Below are 16,200 nucleotides of genomic sequence, written 5' to 3'. Positions count from 1 at the left end.
GCCGGCCGCGTCTATGCATAGTCGAAATGCGTCCTTCGGCGCGCGCCGGCCCTGCGCTATCGTTTTGTCATCGCCAGCGGCCGGCCGTTGCTCTTGCTGTGACTGATGCCGTCGCTGCTGCCGCTGTTCCCGGGCCGCACCCGCCAGCGAGGCGCCGCGCACCTCCGGGAAATGCCCTCATCCTGATCCGACCGGAGAATCTCCCCATGGCCGTCCAGCTCAACGTGGTTGCCGTCAACGGCAGCGCCCAACAACCGTCGCGCACGCTCGCCCTGCTGCAGGCACTGATCGCCGAACTGCAGGGCCGCCTGCTGCTGCGCAGCCATATCGTCAACCTGGGCGAGATCGCCCGTCCGCTCGGCGGCGCGCTGTCGCGCCAGGAACTGCCGGAGAGCGTCGAGCGCGAGCTGCGCGCGATCGAAAGCGCCGACCTGCTGCTGGTGGCGGCACCGGTCTACCGGGGCTCCTATCCGGGGCACTTCAAGCACCTGTTCGACCTGGTCGGCCAGGAGGCGCTGGTGGACAAGCCGGTGCTGCTCGCCGCCACCGGCGGCAGCGACCGCCATGCCCTGGTGCTGGAGCACCAGCTGCGCCCCCTGTTCGGCTTCCTGCAGGCGCTGACGCTGCCGATCGGCGTCTTCGCGGGGCCGGCCGACTTCGAGAGCTACCAGGTCAGCAGCGCGGCGCTGGCGGCACGCATCCGCCTGGCCGCCGACCGCGCCGCGCCGCTGTTCCCCGCCAGCCGCCAGGTCGCCCTGCAGCATGCCGCCTGACGGGAGCGTGAGCACGATGACCGCACACCCTCCCGCCAGCGAGGCGCTGGCCGAACGCTTCCGTCCGATCTTCGCCCGCATCGCGGCGCGGGCCGCGCAGCGCGAGCAGGAACGCGAGCTGGCCCATGACGCCGTCGCCTGGCTGCGCGAGGCCGGCTTCGGCGCCTTGCGCGTGGCGCCGGCCCTGGGCGGCCTGGGCGCCTCGGTCGAGCAACTGTTCGCGCTGCTGGTCGAACTGGGCGAGGCCGATTCCAGCCTGCCGCAGATCCTGCGCGCCCACTTCGGCTTCATCGAGCGCCTGTATGCCGAGGTGCCGGCTGCGCAGCGCGAACGCTGGCTGCGCCTGGCCGGACAGGGCGCGATCTTCGGCAATGCCACCACCGAGCGTGGCGAGGGCGCGCTGGGCCGCCACCGCACCGCGCTGACGCGCGACGGCGCCGGCTGGCGCCTGGATGGCGAGAAGTTCTACAGCACGGGCACCCTGTATGCCGACTGGATCGTGGTGGTGGCCAGCCGGCCCGGTGACAGCGATCCGGTCTACGCCGTGGTTCCGGCCGACGCACCGGGCGTGGAGCGGGTCGACGACTGGCGTGGCTTCGGCCAGCGCCTGACCGGCTCCGGCACCACGCGCCTGCGCGGCGTGCCCGTCGCGGACGAGCAGGTACTGGCGATTCCGCGCCAGGCGCCGACCTCGATGACCGCCTACTTCCAGCTCTGCCACCTGGCCACGCTGGCAGGCATCGCCCGCGCCATCGAGCGCGACGCGGCCGCCTTCGTGCGGGCCCGCACGCGCGTCTACAGCCACGGCAGCGCCGCCACCGCGGCGCAGGACCCGCTGGTGCAGCAGGTGGTCGGCCAGATCGGCGCGGCCGCCTACCTCAGCGCGGCGGCAACCGCCGACCTGGCGCGCGGCCTGGGCGACATCGACCGCCTGCGCGAGCAAGGCGTGCCGGTGCCGGGCGAACGCCTCGACGAACTCGAACTGCGCGTGGCCAGGGCCCAGGTCGGCGTCACCGAGCTGGTACTGTCGGCGGCCACCCGGCTGTTCGACATCGGCGGCGCCTCGGCACTGGACGAGGACCGGCGCCTCGACCGGCACTGGCGCAACGCGCGCACGCTGGCCTCGCACAATCCGGTCATCTACAAGGCGCGCGCCCTGGGCGACAACCTGATCAACGGGTCCGCGCCGACCTACTACTGGTCGGTCGGCGTCAAGGCTGCCTGAGGGCTGCCTGAGGGCTGCCTGAGCGCGAGCGGCCTGAGCGCGGCAGCCCCGGGGCCCAGCCTGCGCGACCATTCCGGAGCGGCAGCGGAAGGCGGGGCCTTTGCCCCGCCTTCCGCCGCGCCATCTGCGATCTGCGCCGCCTCCGTATCCGTAGTATCCGTCCCGACGCTGCCCGGCCCGTTCCGGCCGCTACGTTACGGCGAGCCGATCGGCCTGGCGATCGGCCTGTCAGCGTGCCCGCAGATAGCGCACCCAGCGGTCCCCGGCCCACTGGACCAGACTGACCAGGCCGATCAGCAGCACGATCACCACCGCCATCACCGTGGTGTCGAAGCGCTGGTAGCCGTAACGGATGGCGATGTCGCCCAGGCCGCCGGCGCCCACCGCACCGGCCATGGCCGAGGCGCCGATCAGCGACACCACCGTGATCACGAAGCCGCCGACGATGCCCGGCAAGGCTTCCGGCAGCAGCACATGCCAGACGATGTGCCAGCGGCCGCAGCCCATGGCCTGCGCCGCCTCCACCAGGCCGCGGTCGACCTCGCGCAGGCTGATCTCGGCGATGCGGGCAAAGAAGGGCGTGGCGCTGACGGCGAGCGGCACCACCGCGGCCCACACACCGATGGTGGCGCCGACCACCAGCCGGGTGAAAGGCAGCAGCGCCACCAGCAGCACCAGGAAGGGGGTGGCGCGGAAGCCGTTGACCACGCTGCCCAGCGCACGATGCAGGCGCGGCGCGGCCAGCACGCCGCCGGGCGCGCTCAGCACCAGCACCAGGGCCAGGGGAATGCCGGCGGCCACGGCCACCAGGGCCGAGGCACCGACCATGGTGAGGGTGTCGAACAAGCCTTGCCAGATGCGTTCAATCGTAAGCGGGGACATAGCCGAGGACCTTGGCGTGGGTGGGAGAGGGGGCGGCAAAGACGGGCGGCAGCGCGATGCCGGACGGCACCGCCACCAGCAGCCGTCCCTGCGTGCGGGCCTGGATGCGATCGAGCCCGGCGTGGAGCAGGCGCGCACGGCCGCCCAGTGCGCTGGCGATGCGGGCCAGGTCGGGTGCGGCGGCCGGCAGGTCGGACTCCGACGCCCCGCCGGCGTAGCGCAGCTCCACCAGTTGCTCGTAGCGGCCTGAGGCCGGCGGCTCGGCCCGCAGCAGCAGGGCCAGGTCCTCCGGTAACGCGGATTCCAGCGGCCGCAGCAAGGCGCGCGTGGCTGCATGGCGCGGCGTGCCGAACACCTGCCACACCGCCCCCTGCTCGGCGACGCGGCCTCCCTCCAGCACCAGCACGCGGTCGCAGATGTCGCGGATCACGCGCATCTCGTGCGTGATCAGCACGATGGTCAGGCCGAAGCGGCGATTGATATCGCGCAACAGCGCCAGGATCGACTGCGTGGTTTCGGGGTCGAGCGCCGAGGTGGCTTCGTCGCACAGCAGGATCTCCGGGCGATGCACCAGTGCCCGCGCGATGCCGACGCGCTGCTTCTGCCCGCCCGACAGGCGGCCAGGATAGCTGTCTTCCTTGCCGGCCAGCCCGACCAGCCCCAGCAGTTCGCCGACGCGGCGCTCGATCTCGGCGCGCGGCACGCCGGCGACCTTGAGCGGCAGCGCCACGTTCTCGCGCACCGTCTTGGCCGATAACAGGTTGAAGTGCTGGAAGATCATGCCGATGCGCCGGCGCAGCCGCACCAGGCCGGCGGCGTCGAGGCCGGCGATGTCCGCGCCGTCGACCAGCACACGGCCGCGGCTGGGCTGCTCCAGCCGGTTGATGGTGCGCAGCAGGCTCGACTTGCCGGCCCCGCTGCGGCCGATGATGCCGAAGATGCTGCCGGCCGGGATCTCGGCGTCGACGTCCTGCAGGGCATGGACCGCGCCGGCCCCCGCCTGGTAGACCTTGCCCACGCCCTGGAAGGCGATGGTGCCGGCAGCGCGGCGGTCCGCCGCCGCTTCGATGGCTGCCTGCGGACGCGCGGCTTCACCGCGCGGGATGCCGGCGATGCCGCGCCGTTCGATTGCGCTTGCGTTGCTCATGACACGTGGCTCATGGCGTCGGCTGTCAGGGCTTCAGCCAGGGCAGGCTGTAGAGCTTGTCGTCGTCGGCATAGGAGGCGCTGAGCTGCTTGCGCACCGCGGGCGACGACTGGTAGAGCTTGACGAAGCGTGCGATGCGCGGATCGGCGGCATTGTCCTGGCGGCTGACGAAGCGGATGGCGAAGTAGGCGTCGTCCACGCCCGAGTAGAGCAGGGCAGAGCCGGCGATCTTCGCCTTGCCGGCATTGACGAAGTGGGCCGGATAGCCCTGTGCCAGGTCGACGTCGTCGAGCGCGCGTACCAGTTGCGGCCCTTCGATCTCGACGAACTTGAGTTGCTTCGGGTTGGCCGTCACGTCATCCAGCCCGCCGCGCGCGCCGACGCCGGCGCGCAAGGTGATCAGGCCGGCCTTCTGCAGCAGGAGCAGGCCGCGCCCTTGGTTGACGGGATCGCTGGCGACACCGACGCGCGCGCCCGGCTTGAGCTGGTCGAAGCGCTGGATACGGCTGGAGTAGAGGCCGATATTGGGCAGCACGCCGATGCCGACGCTGCGGAAGGCGTAGCCGCGCTCCTTGACGGCATTGTCGAGAAAGGCCTGGTGCTGGAAGTAGTTGAGATCGAGATCGCCCGAGGCCAGCGCCACGTTAGGCGTGGTCCAGTCGGTGAACTCGATCACCTTGACGTCCAGGCCCTGCTTGCGGGCCTCGGCCGCGGCCACCTCGACCGAGTCGGCCAGGGCGCCCGGCGTGACGCCGATCTTCAGCGGCCCCGCCTGGGCGCCACGGGCTCCGGAGAGCGGCGCCAGCGCCGCCACGGCAGCGAGCAGCAGGGCGGGGAGGGAGCACAACAGTCGTCGTTTCTGGTTCATGATGCGGAGTCTGCAAGCAAGGAAAAGGGGAAAGAATCGCCGGCGCCCGAAGCGCCCGAAGCGCCTGTAGCGCCTGTAGCGCCGGGGGCCGGCTCAGCCCGGCGGCACACGGAAGGCGGCGGCCGCATGCCGCGCCGGCAGGCGGTCGCCGGCGCCGAACAGCTTCTGGCGCAGGCTGCCCTCCCCGTAGGCGGTCTTGTAGCGGCCGCGCTCCTGCAGGGCCGGCACCACCAGCTCGACGAAGTCGGCATAACTCTCCGGCACCACCGTGCGGCTCAGGTTGAAGCCATCGATCCCCGTCTCGTCGATCCAGGACACCAGCTCGTCGGCCACCTGGCCGGGATCGCCGACAATGGCCGGATAGCGCCCGCCCAGTTCGAACAGTTGCAGCAGCTTGCGCCGGGTCCAGCCGTGCTGCTGAGCGGTGCGGGTGGCCGATTCGATGGCGTTGCCGCCGCCATAGTCGACCGGAGCATCGAGGTCGTAGCGGCCGAAGTCCACGCCGGTGCTGGCGGCGAAATGCGCCAGTCCGGCCTCGCGGCTGGCGTAGTCCTTGTACTCGGCATGCTTCTGGCGCGCTTCGGCCTCGGTGCGGGCGGTGACCACCGCGGTGCCCATGAAGACCTTGACGTCGTCAGGCCGCCGGCCTGCCGCCACCAGCTGTTCGCGCAGGGTCTTGACGGTCTGGCGCGCAGCCTCCTTGCTGGGCGGCGAAATGAAGACGCACTCGGCATGGCGTGCGGCGAAGCGCTGCCCGCGCCCGGAACTGCCGGCCTGGAACAGCACCGGCGTGCGCTGCGGCGAGGGCTCCGCCAGGTGGTAGCCCTCGACCTGGTAGTAGCGGCCGGCATGGCGCACCTTATGCACCCGCGCCGGGTCGGCGAACACGCGCGCCGCCTTGTCGCGCCGCACGGCACCGTCCTCCCAGCTGCCTTCCCACAGCTTGTACAGGACTTCCAGATACTCGTCGGCACGGTCGTAGCGCTCGTCGTGGGCGATCTGGCCGTCCAGGCCCATGGCCCGCGCGGCGCTGTCGAGATAGCCGGTGACGATGTTCCAGCCGACGCGGCCGCCGCTCAGGTGGTCCAGCGTGGAGAAGCGGCGCGCCAGCAGGTAGGGCGCCTCGTAGGTGAGATTGACGGTGACGCCGAAGCCCAGGTGCTGCGTGACCGCGGCCATGGCCGAAACCAGCAGCAGGGGATCGTTGACCGGGAGCTGGATCGATTCGCGCAGCGTCACGTCGACATTGCCCTGGTAGACGTCGTAGACGCCGACGATGTCGGCGAGGAAGAGGCCGTCGAACAGGCCGCGCTCCAGGATACGGGCCTGCTCGGTCCAGTAGGACAGGGTGTGATAGTCGAGCGAGCGGTCGCGCGGATGGGTCCACAGGCCGTGGTTGATGTGGCCCACGCAGTTCATGTTGAAGGCGTTGAGCAGGATAGGCTTGGCGGCCATCACAGGGCTCCGTGCCGGGGCGGGTTCCGGTCGTTCAGGTAGAAGTTCCCCACCGCGTGGTATTTCCAGCGCACCGGATCATGCAGGGTATGGGTGCGCGCGTTGCGCCAGAAACGGTCCAGCCCGAGATGGTCCAGCGTGGCACCGGTGCCACCCAGTTCGAACAGCTTGCTGCCGGCCAGCAGCGAAGCGGTGGTGGTCAGCGCGCGCGCTTCGGCCACCGCCACCGATGCGTTGGCCACGCTGTCGGCGTCCGGCCCGCGCTGGGTGGCATCGACGATGCGCCCGGCCCGGTGCAGCAGCGCTTCCGCCGCGCGCAGGCGCACTGCCACGTCGCCCACCTGCTGGATCGCCAGCGGATCGTCGGCGGCCCGCTCGACGCCGGCATCGACCCAGGGCCGGGCGTGCTCGCGCACGAATTCCAGCGTGGCGGCGAAAGCCCCACGCCCGATGCCCAGATCGATGGCCGCGTGCAACAGCTGCGCCACCGGGCCGATGGTGGTCGGCGTGTCGAAAGATGCCTGGAACGGCACCACCCAATCCGCCTCCACGTGCACATGCTCGAAGCTGACCGAGCCGCTGCCGGTGACGCGCTGCCCGAAGCCGTCCCAGTCGTCGACGATGGTGACGCCGGGCGCGCGGCGGGGCACGAAGGCCAGGTAGCTGACCTCGCGCCCGTCTTCCTGCGCGACCACCAGGGTGGGGATCCAGTGCGCGTACAGCGCGCCGGTGCAGTAGAACTTCTTGCCGTCGATCCGCCAGCCGCTGCCCTCGCGGCTCAGCCGCGTGCGGCGCTTGAAGTCCTTGTGGCCGATCTCGGCGAGCGCGTTGCCGAAACGTTCGCCGGCCAGCGCGCGGGCGAAGAAGAAGCGCTTCTGCGCCTCGCTGCCGCCCACGCGCAGCACTTCCAGCGCATAGAAGTGGTTCTGCGGGATCTGGCCCAGCGAGCCGTCGGCGGCGGCGATGGTGGCGACCACCTGGGCCAGCGTGACATTGGACACGCCGGCACCGCCGTACTCGCGCGGCACCGTGATGCCCCACAGGCCGCTGGCGCTGAAGTCGTCGAGCTCGGCCCACGGCAGCCGCCGCTCGCGATCACGCGCAGCGGCTTCGGGCGCGAAGCGGGCCGCCAGCGCCTGGGCGACGGCCAGCGCCTCGGCGTCGTCGCGGATCAAGCGGGCCAGCGGGGCCGGGGGCGCCGCCGGCGCGGGCCGGCTGGCACCGGCGGCCTCCGGCAGGGGTTGGGATAGCAGGGACATGGCAGGGCTCCGGCTCAGTTCCAGGAGTGGCGCGCGGGCAGCACGCCGTTCAGGTGGTAGTTGCCGATCAACTGGGTCTTCCAGCGCACCGGATCGTGCAGCGTATGGGTGCGTGCATTGCGCCAGTGGCGGTCGAGGTTGTAAGCGGCGCGCGTGGCCGAGGAACCGGCCAGCTCGAACAGTTTCTGGCTGGCCTCCAGCGCGACCTCGGTGGTCAGCACCTTGGCCTCCGCCACCGCCACCGAGGCGCGCGCGCTGGCCGCGGCGTCGAGCGGGCCGGCGGCAATGGCGTCGAGCGTGCGGCCGGCGTCCAGCAGGACCTCGCGCGCGGCGTGCACATCGATCTGCAAGCGCCCCACGTCCTGGATGATGTAGGGGTCGTCGGCGGCGCGCGCCAGGCCCGAATCCATCCAGGGACGCGCGCGTTCGCGCACGAAAGCGATGGCGTCGGCCAGCGCGGCCTCGGCGATGCCCTGGTCGATGGCGGCCTGGATCAGTTGCGAATTGGGGCCGTAGAGACCGGGCCGCTCGGCGAGCTGCCACAGCGGCAGCACGTCTTCGGGGGACACGGGCACGTCGTCGAACACCACCGTGCCGCTGGCGGTGGTGCGCTGGCCGAAGGAAGACCAGTCATCGATGACGCTGAGCCCGCGCACCTCGCGCGGCGACCAGACCTGCACCGCGCGGCCGGCTTCGTCGAGCGCGCGGGCCGGCACCCGGTGGGCGAACAACGCGCCGGTGGAGTAGAAGCGGCGCCCGCTCAGGCGCAGGCCGTGCTCGGTGCGCACCAGGCGCGTGGTGCCGTGCAGGACGGTGGGGCTGTCGGCCGAGCGCCGTTCGGGGCCGGCATTGCCCAGCCGCGCGCCGGCCAGTATCTCGCCGTAGAAACGGCGCTTCTGCGCTTCGCTGCCGATCTCGCGCAGCACGCCCAGCAGGCCGAAATGGTTCTGCGGGATCTGGCCCAGCGCCGGGTCGGCGGCGCACAGGATGACGAAGACCTCCGCCAGCGTGGCGTAGGACACCTCGGCGCCGCCGTGCGCGCGCGGCACGGTGATGCCGCCCAGGCCGCTTTCCGACCACAGGTCGAGTTCCTGCCACGGCAGGCGGCGCTCGCGGTCACGCTCGGCGGCGCCGGCGGCAAAGACCGCGGCAAGTTCGTGGGCGCGCTGCAGGGCCTCGGCGTCATCGGCGATGCGGCGCACGCGGTGAGGTTCGGGGAGCCGTGCCGGCGGCACGGGAATGGCATGGGTCGGGAAATCGGACAAGGTTGTCATGGCAGTCGTGGTTCGATCATGGCCGGCGGACCGGCCTGGCTGCCTTGGGGCCCGGTGGGAACCAGCCCGGGGCGAACGCCCGGCGGCGCCTGCCGCTGCCGGAGGGTGTTGCCGCAGCGGCTTGCGGTGCTTGCTGGAGGCCCGCAGCCATGCTGGCATTGCAGCATGGCAAGGGTGGCGCTTCCCACGAATATTTGCGTAGATGCTTACTCGGTCCGGCGCGCATCGACACGCTGCGTCACCGCGCAGCATCGACGCGCATCGCTGCGCGGCAGGTGAGTAAGGTGAATGAGATGAACGCGCGCGACCCTGCGGGCATCAGCGCGGCGGCGGCTCCGCGGCGGCGTCTTCCGCGTCGCCGCCGCGCTGGGGCGGCGGGCGCGACGCCTTGCGCGCACTGGCGGATCCCGGTGGATAGAGCGGATGGCTGAGGGCGGCGTAGACGACCAAGCCGGCGCCGATGGCGGTGATCCAATCGAGCAGGTCTTTCATGGCGGGGCTCCGAGGGCAGGCCAGGCGCTGCGCCGGCCGCTAACGCTGCACCAGCGCGAGCAGCGCGTGGCTGCGGTCTTCGGCCGCCCCGGGCGAACGTCCGCGGCCCCAGCCCACCGCGGCACGGTAAGCACCCGCATGGACCGGCAGCCTGGCCGCCGCCTCGTCCGCCGGCACGCAGCTGTCGGCCAGCGGCGACACGAACAGGGCATCCTCAGGGCAGTAGACCTCGCACAGGAAGCAGGTCTGGCAATCGAGCTGGCGCGCGATGCGCGGCGTGCCGCCCGGCTGGGGCGAGAACACATTGGTAGGGCAGACGCGCACGCAGATATTGCAGGACGTGCAGCGGGCCGGGTCGAGCGCCTCGATCATGCGGCCTCCTGCCAGCCGGCTGCATCGGCTGCATCGGCTGCATCGGCCGCATCAGCCACCCGCTCGCGCGTGATGCGGATCTCGTCCAGTCCCTGGCTGAGCAGGCGGTAGCGCTGTGCTTCGTCGAGGGCGGGATGGTCGAGCCGGCGGTGCATGCCGCGCGTCTCGGTACGGGCGAGAGCACTGCGGTACATCCAGCGCGCGGTGGCCAGCATGGCGATCGCCTCGCGCGTGCGCAGCGCCTGTCCGGTGGTGGACAAGGCCGTCCCCGCGCCCGGCACGATGCCGCGCCAGTGCTGCCACAGCGCATCCAGCCGCTGCAGCGACTGCGCCAGCGCCTCGCCGTCGCGGAACCAGTTGCGCTCATAGGGGAAGACCTCGGCCTGCACGGCCTGCACCAGTGCCGCGCTGTCGGCCTCGGCCACCGGCTCGCCACGCAGGCCGGCACTGCCGGCGCCCTGCAATCCGGCCGCCGCGGGCGGGGCGCGGCGGGCGGCATGCGCCGCTGCGCCCTGGCCGGCCCACCAGCCGGAAGAGAGTGCCCAGGCGGCGTTGTGGCTGCCGCCCCCGGTGAAGCCGCCGCAGATCAGCTCGCGCGTGGCGGCGTCGCCGGCTGCGTAGAGGCCGGCGACGCCGGTACCACAGTGCGCATCGGCAAGGCGCAGGCCGCCGGTGCCGCGCACCGTGCCCTCCAGGCGCAGGGTGACGGGGAAGCGCTGGGTGAAAGGATCGATGCCGAGACGGTCGAAGGGCAGGAAGAAGTTGGGCTGGGACGCGCGCATCCAGGCACGCACGCGCGCATCGGCACGGTCCAGCCGGGCGTAGACGGCCTGCGTCTGCAGCGTCTTGGCGATCAAGCCGCGGCCGCGCGCCGAGCCTGCGCCTTCGATCTCCTGGCCGAGGCCGTCGTAGAAGGTGGCCCACTGGTAGAACAGCGACTTCGTGACCGAAGAAAACGCAGGGCCCAGGCCATAAGCGCTGGAGAACTCCATGCCGGACAGCGCCGCGCCGGCCTCCGCTGCCATCAGGTAGCCGTCGCCGGTCAGCACATTACAGCCGAGCGCGCGGCTCAGGAAGGCGCAGCCGCCGGTGGCGATCACCACCGCCGAGGCGCGCACCGTCCAGTGCGCCGGAGCACCGTCGGCGGCCTGCCGGTGCAGTCCGCGCGCGCCGCGCACCGCGCCGGCCTCGTCGCGCAGCAGTTCGAGCGCGGGATGGTGGTCGAGGACGCGCACGCCGGCCGCCTTGGCGCGCCTGCGCATCAGCCGCATATATTCCGGCCCCTGCAGCGAGGCACGCTGTTCGCGTGCGGACGCGTCACGCGGAAAGGGGTAGCCCCACTGGGACAGCCGCTCCAGGCCGGCATAGGTCTGGTCGAGAACGCGGTCCATCCAGTGCGGCTCGGCCAGCCGTCCACCCAGTTCGTAGCGGCTCGCCTTGGCGGCCTCGCGCGCGGCGCGCTCGGGCTCCACGTGCCAGATCGCGGTGCCCGCCGCCGCCGTGGCGCCGGAGGTGCCGCAATGGCCCTTGTCGGCCAGTACCACGCGCGCACCGGCCTCGGCGGCCGCCAGCGCCGCCCAGGTGCCGGCGGGTCCGCCGCCGATCACCAGGACGTCGGCCGCGGTGTCCGCGTGGCCGGTCTGCCTATCGAATCCGAATCCATTGCTTGCCATGCGCGGCTCCTGCTGTCGGTTGCCGATGAGCGCCACCCTCGGCTGCGGTCTGGGTCCGCTTGCGGCCGGCTGCTCAGGCGTTGGGGAGGTGTCTGCTGACGAGACACGGTAGCGAAACCCGCAGCGCCGGACAACGAAGCATTGCGGGAATCCATATGCGCGCGGCGCATGCCGCGCGGCGCGCCGCTCGGGGCGGCTTCAGAAGGCGGGTACCAGCGAGCCCTTGAACTCGCTCTCGATGAAGCGGCGCACCTCCTCCGACTGGTAGGCCTTGACCAGCTTCCTGACCCAGGGCTTGTCCTTGTCTTCGGCACGTGTGGCGATCAGGTTCGCGTAGGGCCCCTTCGCGTCTTCGACCGCGATGGTGTCGCGCTGCAGCGAGAGTCCGGCGCGGAAGGCGTAGTCGTTATTGATCGAGGCCGCGGCGAGATCGTCGAGGGCGCGCGGCAATTGCGCCGCATCCAGCTCGATCAGCTTCAGCTTGCGCGGGTTCTCCACCACGTCGAGCGGCGTGGCATTGACGCCGTTCTCGCCGACGCCCGGCCGCAGCTTGAGCAGGCCGGCCTTCTGCAGCAGCAGCAGTGCGCGGTTGCCGTTCGACGGATCGTTCTGGATGCCGATACGCGCCCCCGCCGGCAACTGGTCGACGGACTTGTAGCGCTTGGAGTAGATGCCCAGCGGTGCCGTCAAGGTCAGGCCCACCGGCACGATCTTGTAGCCCCGCGCCTTGATCTGGCTGTCGAGGAAGGGCTTGTGCTGGAAGGCATTGGCGTCGAGGTCGCCGGCGGCGAGCGCCTCGTTGGGCTGCAGGTAATCGCTGAAGACAACGACCTGGATGTCCAGCCCGTCGCGCGCGGCCACCTTCTTGACGACCTCGAAGGTCTGCTCGGCGTTGCCCACCGACACGCCCACCTTGATACGCGTGCGCTCCTGCGCGGCGACGGCGCCGACCGCCAGCACGAGGGCGGCCAGTGCCGCCAGCTTGCCCAATGATTTCAACATCGCTCTCCCCGGGATCGGTATGCGGCTTCTGCCGCGAGGAGGGCGAGTATAGGAAGCGGCCGCGCCGGCGCGAACTGATCGTTTCGACTTAGCTTAGGCGGTGGGTGAAACCCCGGCACCGCGCGGCGCGCGCGGCAGCAGGGCAGGATGCAGCACGCAGCCCCGCCGGCAGGCTCGCGACGCCGGCGCGCATGCGCTGGTTAACCCTGCCAACGCAGGCCGGCGGCCGCCGTCGGTGCGCCGGCGCACTACACTGGAAGGGCACCGTGTCTGGCGCCCGGGCGATCGTCTGCGGCGCCAGCCAACTCCGGCCGGGCGCATGGTGCCCGGCCCGCATCCGACGGCGCCGTCCCCGGCGCCGCGGCGCCAATGTGCCTCATCCATGTCACGCACAGGGACCGCGCGGTCCCGGAGGGATTGCCATGGCGACACCGTTCGTGTTGCTCCTGCTCCTGGCATTGCTGATCCTTGCCGTCTACGTGTTTGCCGTGCGCTCGATCTTCAGCCACCGGCGCGGGCTGCTCCGTTCGCGGCATCATCATCCGGCCCGGCCGCGCCACCGCACCAATTGAAGTGCCGCGCGCGGCAGCGCGATCTCAGATATCAGTCTCCGGCCGTCTTTCGCAAGATCACGTAGAGCTGGTCCTTCAGGTGGAGCTTCTCTTTCTTGCGCTGCTCGATCGCCAGCTCGTCGGCCGGGACGATGCCGGCCTCCATGTTCTTGATCTGCTGGTCCAGTTCGTTATGACGGTCGAACAGGCGCGCGAAGTGCGCATCCTGTGTCTTCAATACCGAAATCTGCTCGCGATACTCGGGAAACATCCGCTTTCCTCCTGGCGTGTCCTGCCTGCAATGGCCACTCACCCTGTGTGAGCGCCTGCGGCCATTGTGCGCCGTGCAAGGCGTGGGCGGCTTGATGCAGATCAGCGCCGCCGGCATCACCGGCAAGGCCGCAGCGGGTCATCGTCCCTGGCGTGTCCGCCACTTGGACACACTGCAGCCGAACTGTCCGCCGAACCAGCGCGAGAAGGCGCTCAGCGAAGCGAAGCCCAGCAGGGTCGCCACCTCGGACAGCGGCCGCTCGCGGTTCTCGATGTAGCGCACCACGAGGTCGACGCGCACCGCGTTCAGGATGGAGGAATAGCTCTCGCCGCGCGCGCTCAGGTGATGATGGACGGTACGCCGGTCCACGTCGAGCTGGCCGGCGATCCGCTCCACCGAGCAGATGCCCAGCGGCAGCATCGCCAGCACCAGTTCACGCACCTTATCGGCCATGCTGGAACTCGACTGCGCCAGCATGGCATCCATGTATTGCCGGACCTGCTGCGCGATGGCGGCGTCGTAGCCGGGCAGCGGCGTTTCCAGCTCCGCCGCCCGGCAGACGATACCGTCGAACTCCTGGTGGAACAGCACCGGCATGCCGAACAGGCGCCGATGGGTGGCGGTGCTCGCGGGCGGGCCGTGCGTGAAGCAGATGCTGCGCGGCTTCCAGCCCGCACCGAGGAACAGCTGCAGCGTGCGGAACAGCACGCCGATCACCAGTTCGGTCGACTGGCGCAAGGGCACCGCGGCCTGGTCGATCAGGTCCTCGCGGATCATCACCAGGCCTTCGGCTTCCTCCACGCGTGTGACCAGTGCTTCGTTGTGCAGCCGCATATAGCGCGCCATCGCCTCCATCGCGCGGCGCAGCGTCGGTTCTTCACGCACGGCCATGGCAAGCGGGCCCAGGTTGGAAAGCTGCCGCGTCTGCGCCATGCGCAGGCCGAAGTCCTCGATGCCCGCTTCACGGGCCGAGGCTTCCAGCAGCCTGCCGACGGCATCCACCGGAATGCGGCTGTCGGGATCGAGCAGGGCGTAGGAACTGATGCCCTCGGCACGCAACAGCCGGTTCGGCTCCAGGCCCACGGAGCGCGCGACTTCCACATAGTTGATCAGGCTCGCACTGCGGACGAAGTAAGGCATGGTGTTTTCCCGGACTCTCCCAAAATGTAAAGTCAATTTCCCAAAACGTCAAATTACGACGGGTCAAACGGCGATACTTCGACCACGGCCACGGCACGGAAACAGCGTCCGGCGGGGCCGCCCCCCCCCCCCACACCAGACACAGCGCCCCGCCAGCCGGGACTGCAAGGAGACCGACGATGCCGATCGACAAAGGCCAAGTGAGCACCCCCGGCGCCACCCCCATCTGCGACCAACTGCGTGCCACGGGCAACTGGAATCCGGCCTGGGACGCGCTGGCGGAAGTCGATCCGGCGTGGACCGAGAAGTTCATGGCGATGGGCATGCACCCGGTGCTCGCCGGCGTGCTGGAGCCCAAGGTGCTGGAGTTCCTGGCCATCGCCGTCGATGCCTCGTGCACCCATATGTACGCGCCGGGTACCCGCCGCCATATCCGCAAGGCCCTCGAACTTGGCGCCACCCGCGCAGAGATCGCTGCCGTGCTGCAGGCGGTCAGCGTGCTGGGCATCCACTCGGCCAGCCTGGGCATGCCGATGCTGCTGGAAGAACTGGCCGCGCTGGAGCCGGCGCACAGCGAGGACACGGTGCGAGCCGCCGCGGCCTGAGGCCGGCGCGCCTGCCCGGGTTTCCGCGAGTTTCTGCTGGCACGGCAGCGTGCCGCGCCAGCCCGATCCCGAACCACAAGGAGACAGAACATGCATTTCCTCGATGATTCCCTGCTGCCCGAAAACCAGGAGAAGCTGGTGATCCAGGTCGCGCCCTACGGCCCCCAGTGGCTGCCGGGCGATTCCGATGACATCCCGGTGACCCTGGACGAACAAGTGCAGAAGGCGGTGGATTGCTACAACGCCGGCGCCACGGTGCTGCACGTGCATGTGCGCGAGGCCGACGGCAAGGGCAGCAAGCGGCTGTCGATGTTCAACGAGATGCTGGCGCGCCTGCGCGAAGCCGTGCCGAAGATGGTGTTGCAGGTGGGCGGCTCGATCTCCTTCGCGCCGGAAGACGACGGCCAGGCCGCACGCTGGCTCAACGACGACACCCGCCATATGCTGGCCGAATTGCAGCCGCGCCCGGACCAGGTCACGGTGGCCATCAACACCAGCCAGATGAACGTGATGGAGCTGATGACCGCGGCGGACGTCGCCGGCACCTCGCTCGCCAGTCCCGCCCTGCAGGCCGCCTATCGCGACATGATCGTGCCGTCCAATCCATCCTGGCATGTGGAGCACATCCGCCGCCTGGTCGCCAACGGCATCCAGCCGCACTTCATGCTGGGCAACCTGACCTCGCTGGAGACGGTCGAGCGGCTGATCCGCCGTGGCGACTACTGCGGGCCGCTGGTGCTCAACTACGTGGCGATCGGCGGCGGCGCCGCCGGCCTGCATCCGGCCGACATGATCGAGTTCGCGCGCCGCACGCCCGACGGCGCCGTGCTGACCATCGAGACGCTGAACCGCAACGTGGTGCCGATGAACACCATGGCCATCGCGCTGGGCCTGCATGTACGAGTCGGCATCGAAGACACCCTGTTCGGCCCGGACGGCGAGCGCGCCAGCTCGGTCCGGCAGGTCGAGCAGATGGTGCGCATCGCGCGCGAACTGCACCGCGAGGTGGCCAGCGGCGAGGATGCTCACCGCATCTACCGGACCGGCACCTTCTGGAGCGGCGCCGACGAGACCCTCGCACACCTGGGCATGGTGCCCAACCGCGGCACGGCGCAGCGTGGCGTACCGCTGCGCAAGGCAGCCTGACGGCAACCCTGCCGCACCCCGGCCAGCGGCGGCAGTGTGCCGCCGCGCCGGCGCGCCCGCGGGCG

The 16,200-nt window shown here is 70.7% G+C and carries 17 protein-coding genes; 5 read left to right on the top strand and 12 right to left on the bottom strand.

The window, feature by feature from the left end; all coding sequences use genetic code 11:
* Positions 1-206 precede the first annotated feature (206 nt).
* Both msuE and BKK79_RS33135 read left to right on the top strand, forming a co-directional pair.
* Positions 207-773, top strand: a complete 567-nt coding sequence (gene msuE / locus BKK79_RS33140; protein WP_071020155.1) for an FMN reductase — start codon at positions 207-209, stop codon at positions 771-773.
* Positions 774-789: 16 nt separating this feature from the next.
* The gene (locus BKK79_RS33135) at positions 790-1,998 is read left to right on the top strand and encodes an acyl-CoA dehydrogenase family protein (protein WP_071039968.1); all 1,209 of its coding nucleotides are present in this window, start codon (positions 790-792) and stop codon (positions 1,996-1,998) included.
* A gap of 228 nt (positions 1,999-2,226) precedes the next feature.
* Here BKK79_RS33135 and BKK79_RS33130 read toward each other — a convergent pair whose 3' ends face one another.
* The 10 genes from BKK79_RS33130 to BKK79_RS33090 form a co-directional block, all read right to left on the bottom strand.
* Positions 2,227-2,880 carry a methionine ABC transporter permease gene (locus BKK79_RS33130; RefSeq protein WP_071020160.1) on the bottom strand — a complete coding sequence of 218 codons (654 nt, stop codon included), beginning with the start codon at positions 2,878-2,880 and terminating at the stop codon, positions 2,227-2,229.
* On the bottom strand, positions 2,861-4,027 hold the full coding sequence (locus BKK79_RS33125; RefSeq protein WP_084085491.1) for a methionine ABC transporter ATP-binding protein: 1,167 nt from the start codon (positions 4,025-4,027) through the stop codon (positions 2,861-2,863). The genes BKK79_RS33130 and BKK79_RS33125 overlap by 20 nt, the downstream gene beginning before the upstream one ends.
* 25 nt (positions 4,028-4,052) lie before the next feature.
* Complete coding sequence (locus BKK79_RS33120; protein WP_071039967.1) at positions 4,053-4,895, bottom strand: MetQ/NlpA family ABC transporter substrate-binding protein; 843 nt, start codon at positions 4,893-4,895, stop codon at positions 4,053-4,055.
* Positions 4,896-4,988: 93 nt separating this feature from the next.
* The gene (locus BKK79_RS33115; RefSeq protein ID WP_071020166.1) at positions 4,989-6,350 is read right to left on the bottom strand and encodes an LLM class flavin-dependent oxidoreductase; all 1,362 of its coding nucleotides are present in this window, start codon (positions 6,348-6,350) and stop codon (positions 4,989-4,991) included.
* The gene (locus tag BKK79_RS33110; RefSeq protein ID WP_084085489.1) at positions 6,350-7,609 is read right to left on the bottom strand and encodes an SfnB family sulfur acquisition oxidoreductase; all 1,260 of its coding nucleotides are present in this window, start codon (positions 7,607-7,609) and stop codon (positions 6,350-6,352) included. The genes BKK79_RS33115 and BKK79_RS33110 overlap by 1 nt, the downstream gene beginning before the upstream one ends.
* Positions 7,610-7,623: 14 nt before the next feature.
* On the bottom strand, positions 7,624-8,883 hold the full coding sequence (locus BKK79_RS33105) for an SfnB family sulfur acquisition oxidoreductase (RefSeq protein ID WP_071039966.1): 1,260 nt from the start codon (positions 8,881-8,883) through the stop codon (positions 7,624-7,626).
* Positions 8,884-9,201: 318 nt separating this feature from the next.
* Positions 9,202-9,375, bottom strand: coding sequence for a hypothetical protein (locus BKK79_RS40785; protein WP_156811480.1), 174 nt, complete (start codon positions 9,373-9,375; stop codon positions 9,202-9,204).
* A gap of 39 nt (positions 9,376-9,414) precedes the next feature.
* Positions 9,415-9,747 (bottom strand): 4Fe-4S dicluster domain-containing protein, encoded by a 333-nt coding sequence (locus BKK79_RS33100; RefSeq protein ID WP_071020172.1) that lies wholly within the window; start codon positions 9,745-9,747, stop codon positions 9,415-9,417.
* A complete protein-coding gene (locus tag BKK79_RS33095) occupies positions 9,744-11,420 on the bottom strand; it encodes an FAD-dependent oxidoreductase (RefSeq protein ID WP_084085487.1) in 1,677 nt (558 codons plus the stop codon). The genes BKK79_RS33100 and BKK79_RS33095 overlap by 4 nt, the downstream gene beginning before the upstream one ends.
* Before the next feature lie 198 nt (positions 11,421-11,618).
* A complete protein-coding gene (locus tag BKK79_RS33090; protein ID WP_071020176.1) occupies positions 11,619-12,422 on the bottom strand; it encodes a MetQ/NlpA family ABC transporter substrate-binding protein in 804 nt (267 codons plus the stop codon).
* A gap of 422 nt (positions 12,423-12,844) precedes the next feature.
* Between BKK79_RS33090 and BKK79_RS40780 the strand changes: the two genes are divergently transcribed.
* On the top strand, positions 12,845-12,994 hold the full coding sequence (locus BKK79_RS40780) for a hypothetical protein (protein ID WP_156811482.1): 150 nt from the start codon (positions 12,845-12,847) through the stop codon (positions 12,992-12,994).
* Positions 12,995-13,025: 31 nt separating this feature from the next.
* Here the strand turns inward: BKK79_RS40780 and BKK79_RS33085 are convergent, their stop codons facing one another.
* Both BKK79_RS33085 and BKK79_RS33080 read right to left on the bottom strand, forming a co-directional pair.
* Positions 13,026-13,244, bottom strand: coding sequence for a YdcH family protein (locus BKK79_RS33085; protein WP_071020179.1), 219 nt, complete (start codon positions 13,242-13,244; stop codon positions 13,026-13,028).
* Positions 13,245-13,382: 138 nt separating this feature from the next.
* Positions 13,383-14,384 carry an AraC family transcriptional regulator gene (locus tag BKK79_RS33080; RefSeq protein WP_071020182.1) on the bottom strand — a complete coding sequence of 334 codons (1,002 nt, stop codon included), beginning with the start codon at positions 14,382-14,384 and terminating at the stop codon, positions 13,383-13,385.
* A gap of 179 nt (positions 14,385-14,563) precedes the next feature.
* Here BKK79_RS33080 and BKK79_RS33075 point away from each other — a divergent pair, with 179 nt between their 5' ends.
* Together BKK79_RS33075 and BKK79_RS33070 are read left to right on the top strand one after the other, a co-directional pair.
* Positions 14,564-14,989 (top strand): carboxymuconolactone decarboxylase family protein, encoded by a 426-nt coding sequence (locus BKK79_RS33075; protein WP_084085485.1) that lies wholly within the window; start codon positions 14,564-14,566, stop codon positions 14,987-14,989.
* A gap of 90 nt (positions 14,990-15,079) precedes the next feature.
* Entirely contained in the window at positions 15,080-16,135 is a 1,056-nt protein-coding gene (locus BKK79_RS33070) for a 3-keto-5-aminohexanoate cleavage protein (RefSeq protein WP_071020187.1), read from the top strand.
* The last annotated feature ends 65 nt before the right edge of the window (positions 16,136-16,200 follow it).

Origin of the sequence: Cupriavidus sp. USMAA2-4, assembly GCF_001854305.1 — a bacterium.
GTDB classification, from domain to species: domain Bacteria; phylum Pseudomonadota; class Gammaproteobacteria; order Burkholderiales; family Burkholderiaceae; genus Cupriavidus; species Cupriavidus malaysiensis.
Note: the sequence above shows the minus strand (reverse complement) of the source record. Positions and strands in the feature narration are given on the sequence as shown.

Coding starts and splice junctions, on each gene's coding strand:
- BKK79_RS33115 (WP_071020166.1), bottom strand. CDS start 6,350: ATGGCCGCCAAGCCTATCCTGCTCAACGCCTTCAACATGAACTGCGTG.
- BKK79_RS33110 (WP_084085489.1), bottom strand. CDS start 7,609: ATGTCCCTGCTATCCCAACCCCTGCCGGAGGCCGCCGGTGCCAGCCGG.
- BKK79_RS33130 (WP_071020160.1), bottom strand. CDS start 2,880: ATGTCCCCGCTTACGATTGAACGCATCTGGCAAGGCTTGTTCGACACC.
- BKK79_RS33090 (WP_071020176.1), bottom strand. CDS start 12,422: ATGTTGAAATCATTGGGCAAGCTGGCGGCACTGGCCGCCCTCGTGCTG.
- BKK79_RS33080 (WP_071020182.1), bottom strand. CDS start 14,384: ATGCCTTACTTCGTCCGCAGTGCGAGCCTGATCAACTATGTGGAAGTC.
- BKK79_RS33100 (WP_071020172.1), bottom strand. CDS start 9,747: ATGATCGAGGCGCTCGACCCGGCCCGCTGCACGTCCTGCAATATCTGC.
- BKK79_RS33120 (WP_071039967.1), bottom strand. CDS start 4,895: ATGAACCAGAAACGACGACTGTTGTGCTCCCTCCCCGCCCTGCTGCTC.
- BKK79_RS40780 (WP_156811482.1), top strand. CDS start 12,845: ATGGCGACACCGTTCGTGTTGCTCCTGCTCCTGGCATTGCTGATCCTT.
- BKK79_RS33135 (WP_071039968.1), top strand. CDS start 790: ATGACCGCACACCCTCCCGCCAGCGAGGCGCTGGCCGAACGCTTCCGT.
- BKK79_RS40785 (WP_156811480.1), bottom strand. CDS start 9,375: ATGAAAGACCTGCTCGATTGGATCACCGCCATCGGCGCCGGCTTGGTC.
- BKK79_RS33105 (WP_071039966.1), bottom strand. CDS start 8,883: ATGACAACCTTGTCCGATTTCCCGACCCATGCCATTCCCGTGCCGCCG.
- BKK79_RS33085 (WP_071020179.1), bottom strand. CDS start 13,244: ATGTTTCCCGAGTATCGCGAGCAGATTTCGGTATTGAAGACACAGGAT.
- BKK79_RS33095 (WP_084085487.1), bottom strand. CDS start 11,420: ATGGCAAGCAATGGATTCGGATTCGATAGGCAGACCGGCCACGCGGAC.
- BKK79_RS33070 (WP_071020187.1), top strand. CDS start 15,080: ATGCATTTCCTCGATGATTCCCTGCTGCCCGAAAACCAGGAGAAGCTG.
- BKK79_RS33075 (WP_084085485.1), top strand. CDS start 14,564: ATGCCGATCGACAAAGGCCAAGTGAGCACCCCCGGCGCCACCCCCATC.
- BKK79_RS33125 (WP_084085491.1), bottom strand. CDS start 4,027: ATGAGCAACGCAAGCGCAATCGAACGGCGCGGCATCGCCGGCATCCCG.
- msuE (WP_071020155.1), top strand. CDS start 207: ATGGCCGTCCAGCTCAACGTGGTTGCCGTCAACGGCAGCGCCCAACAA.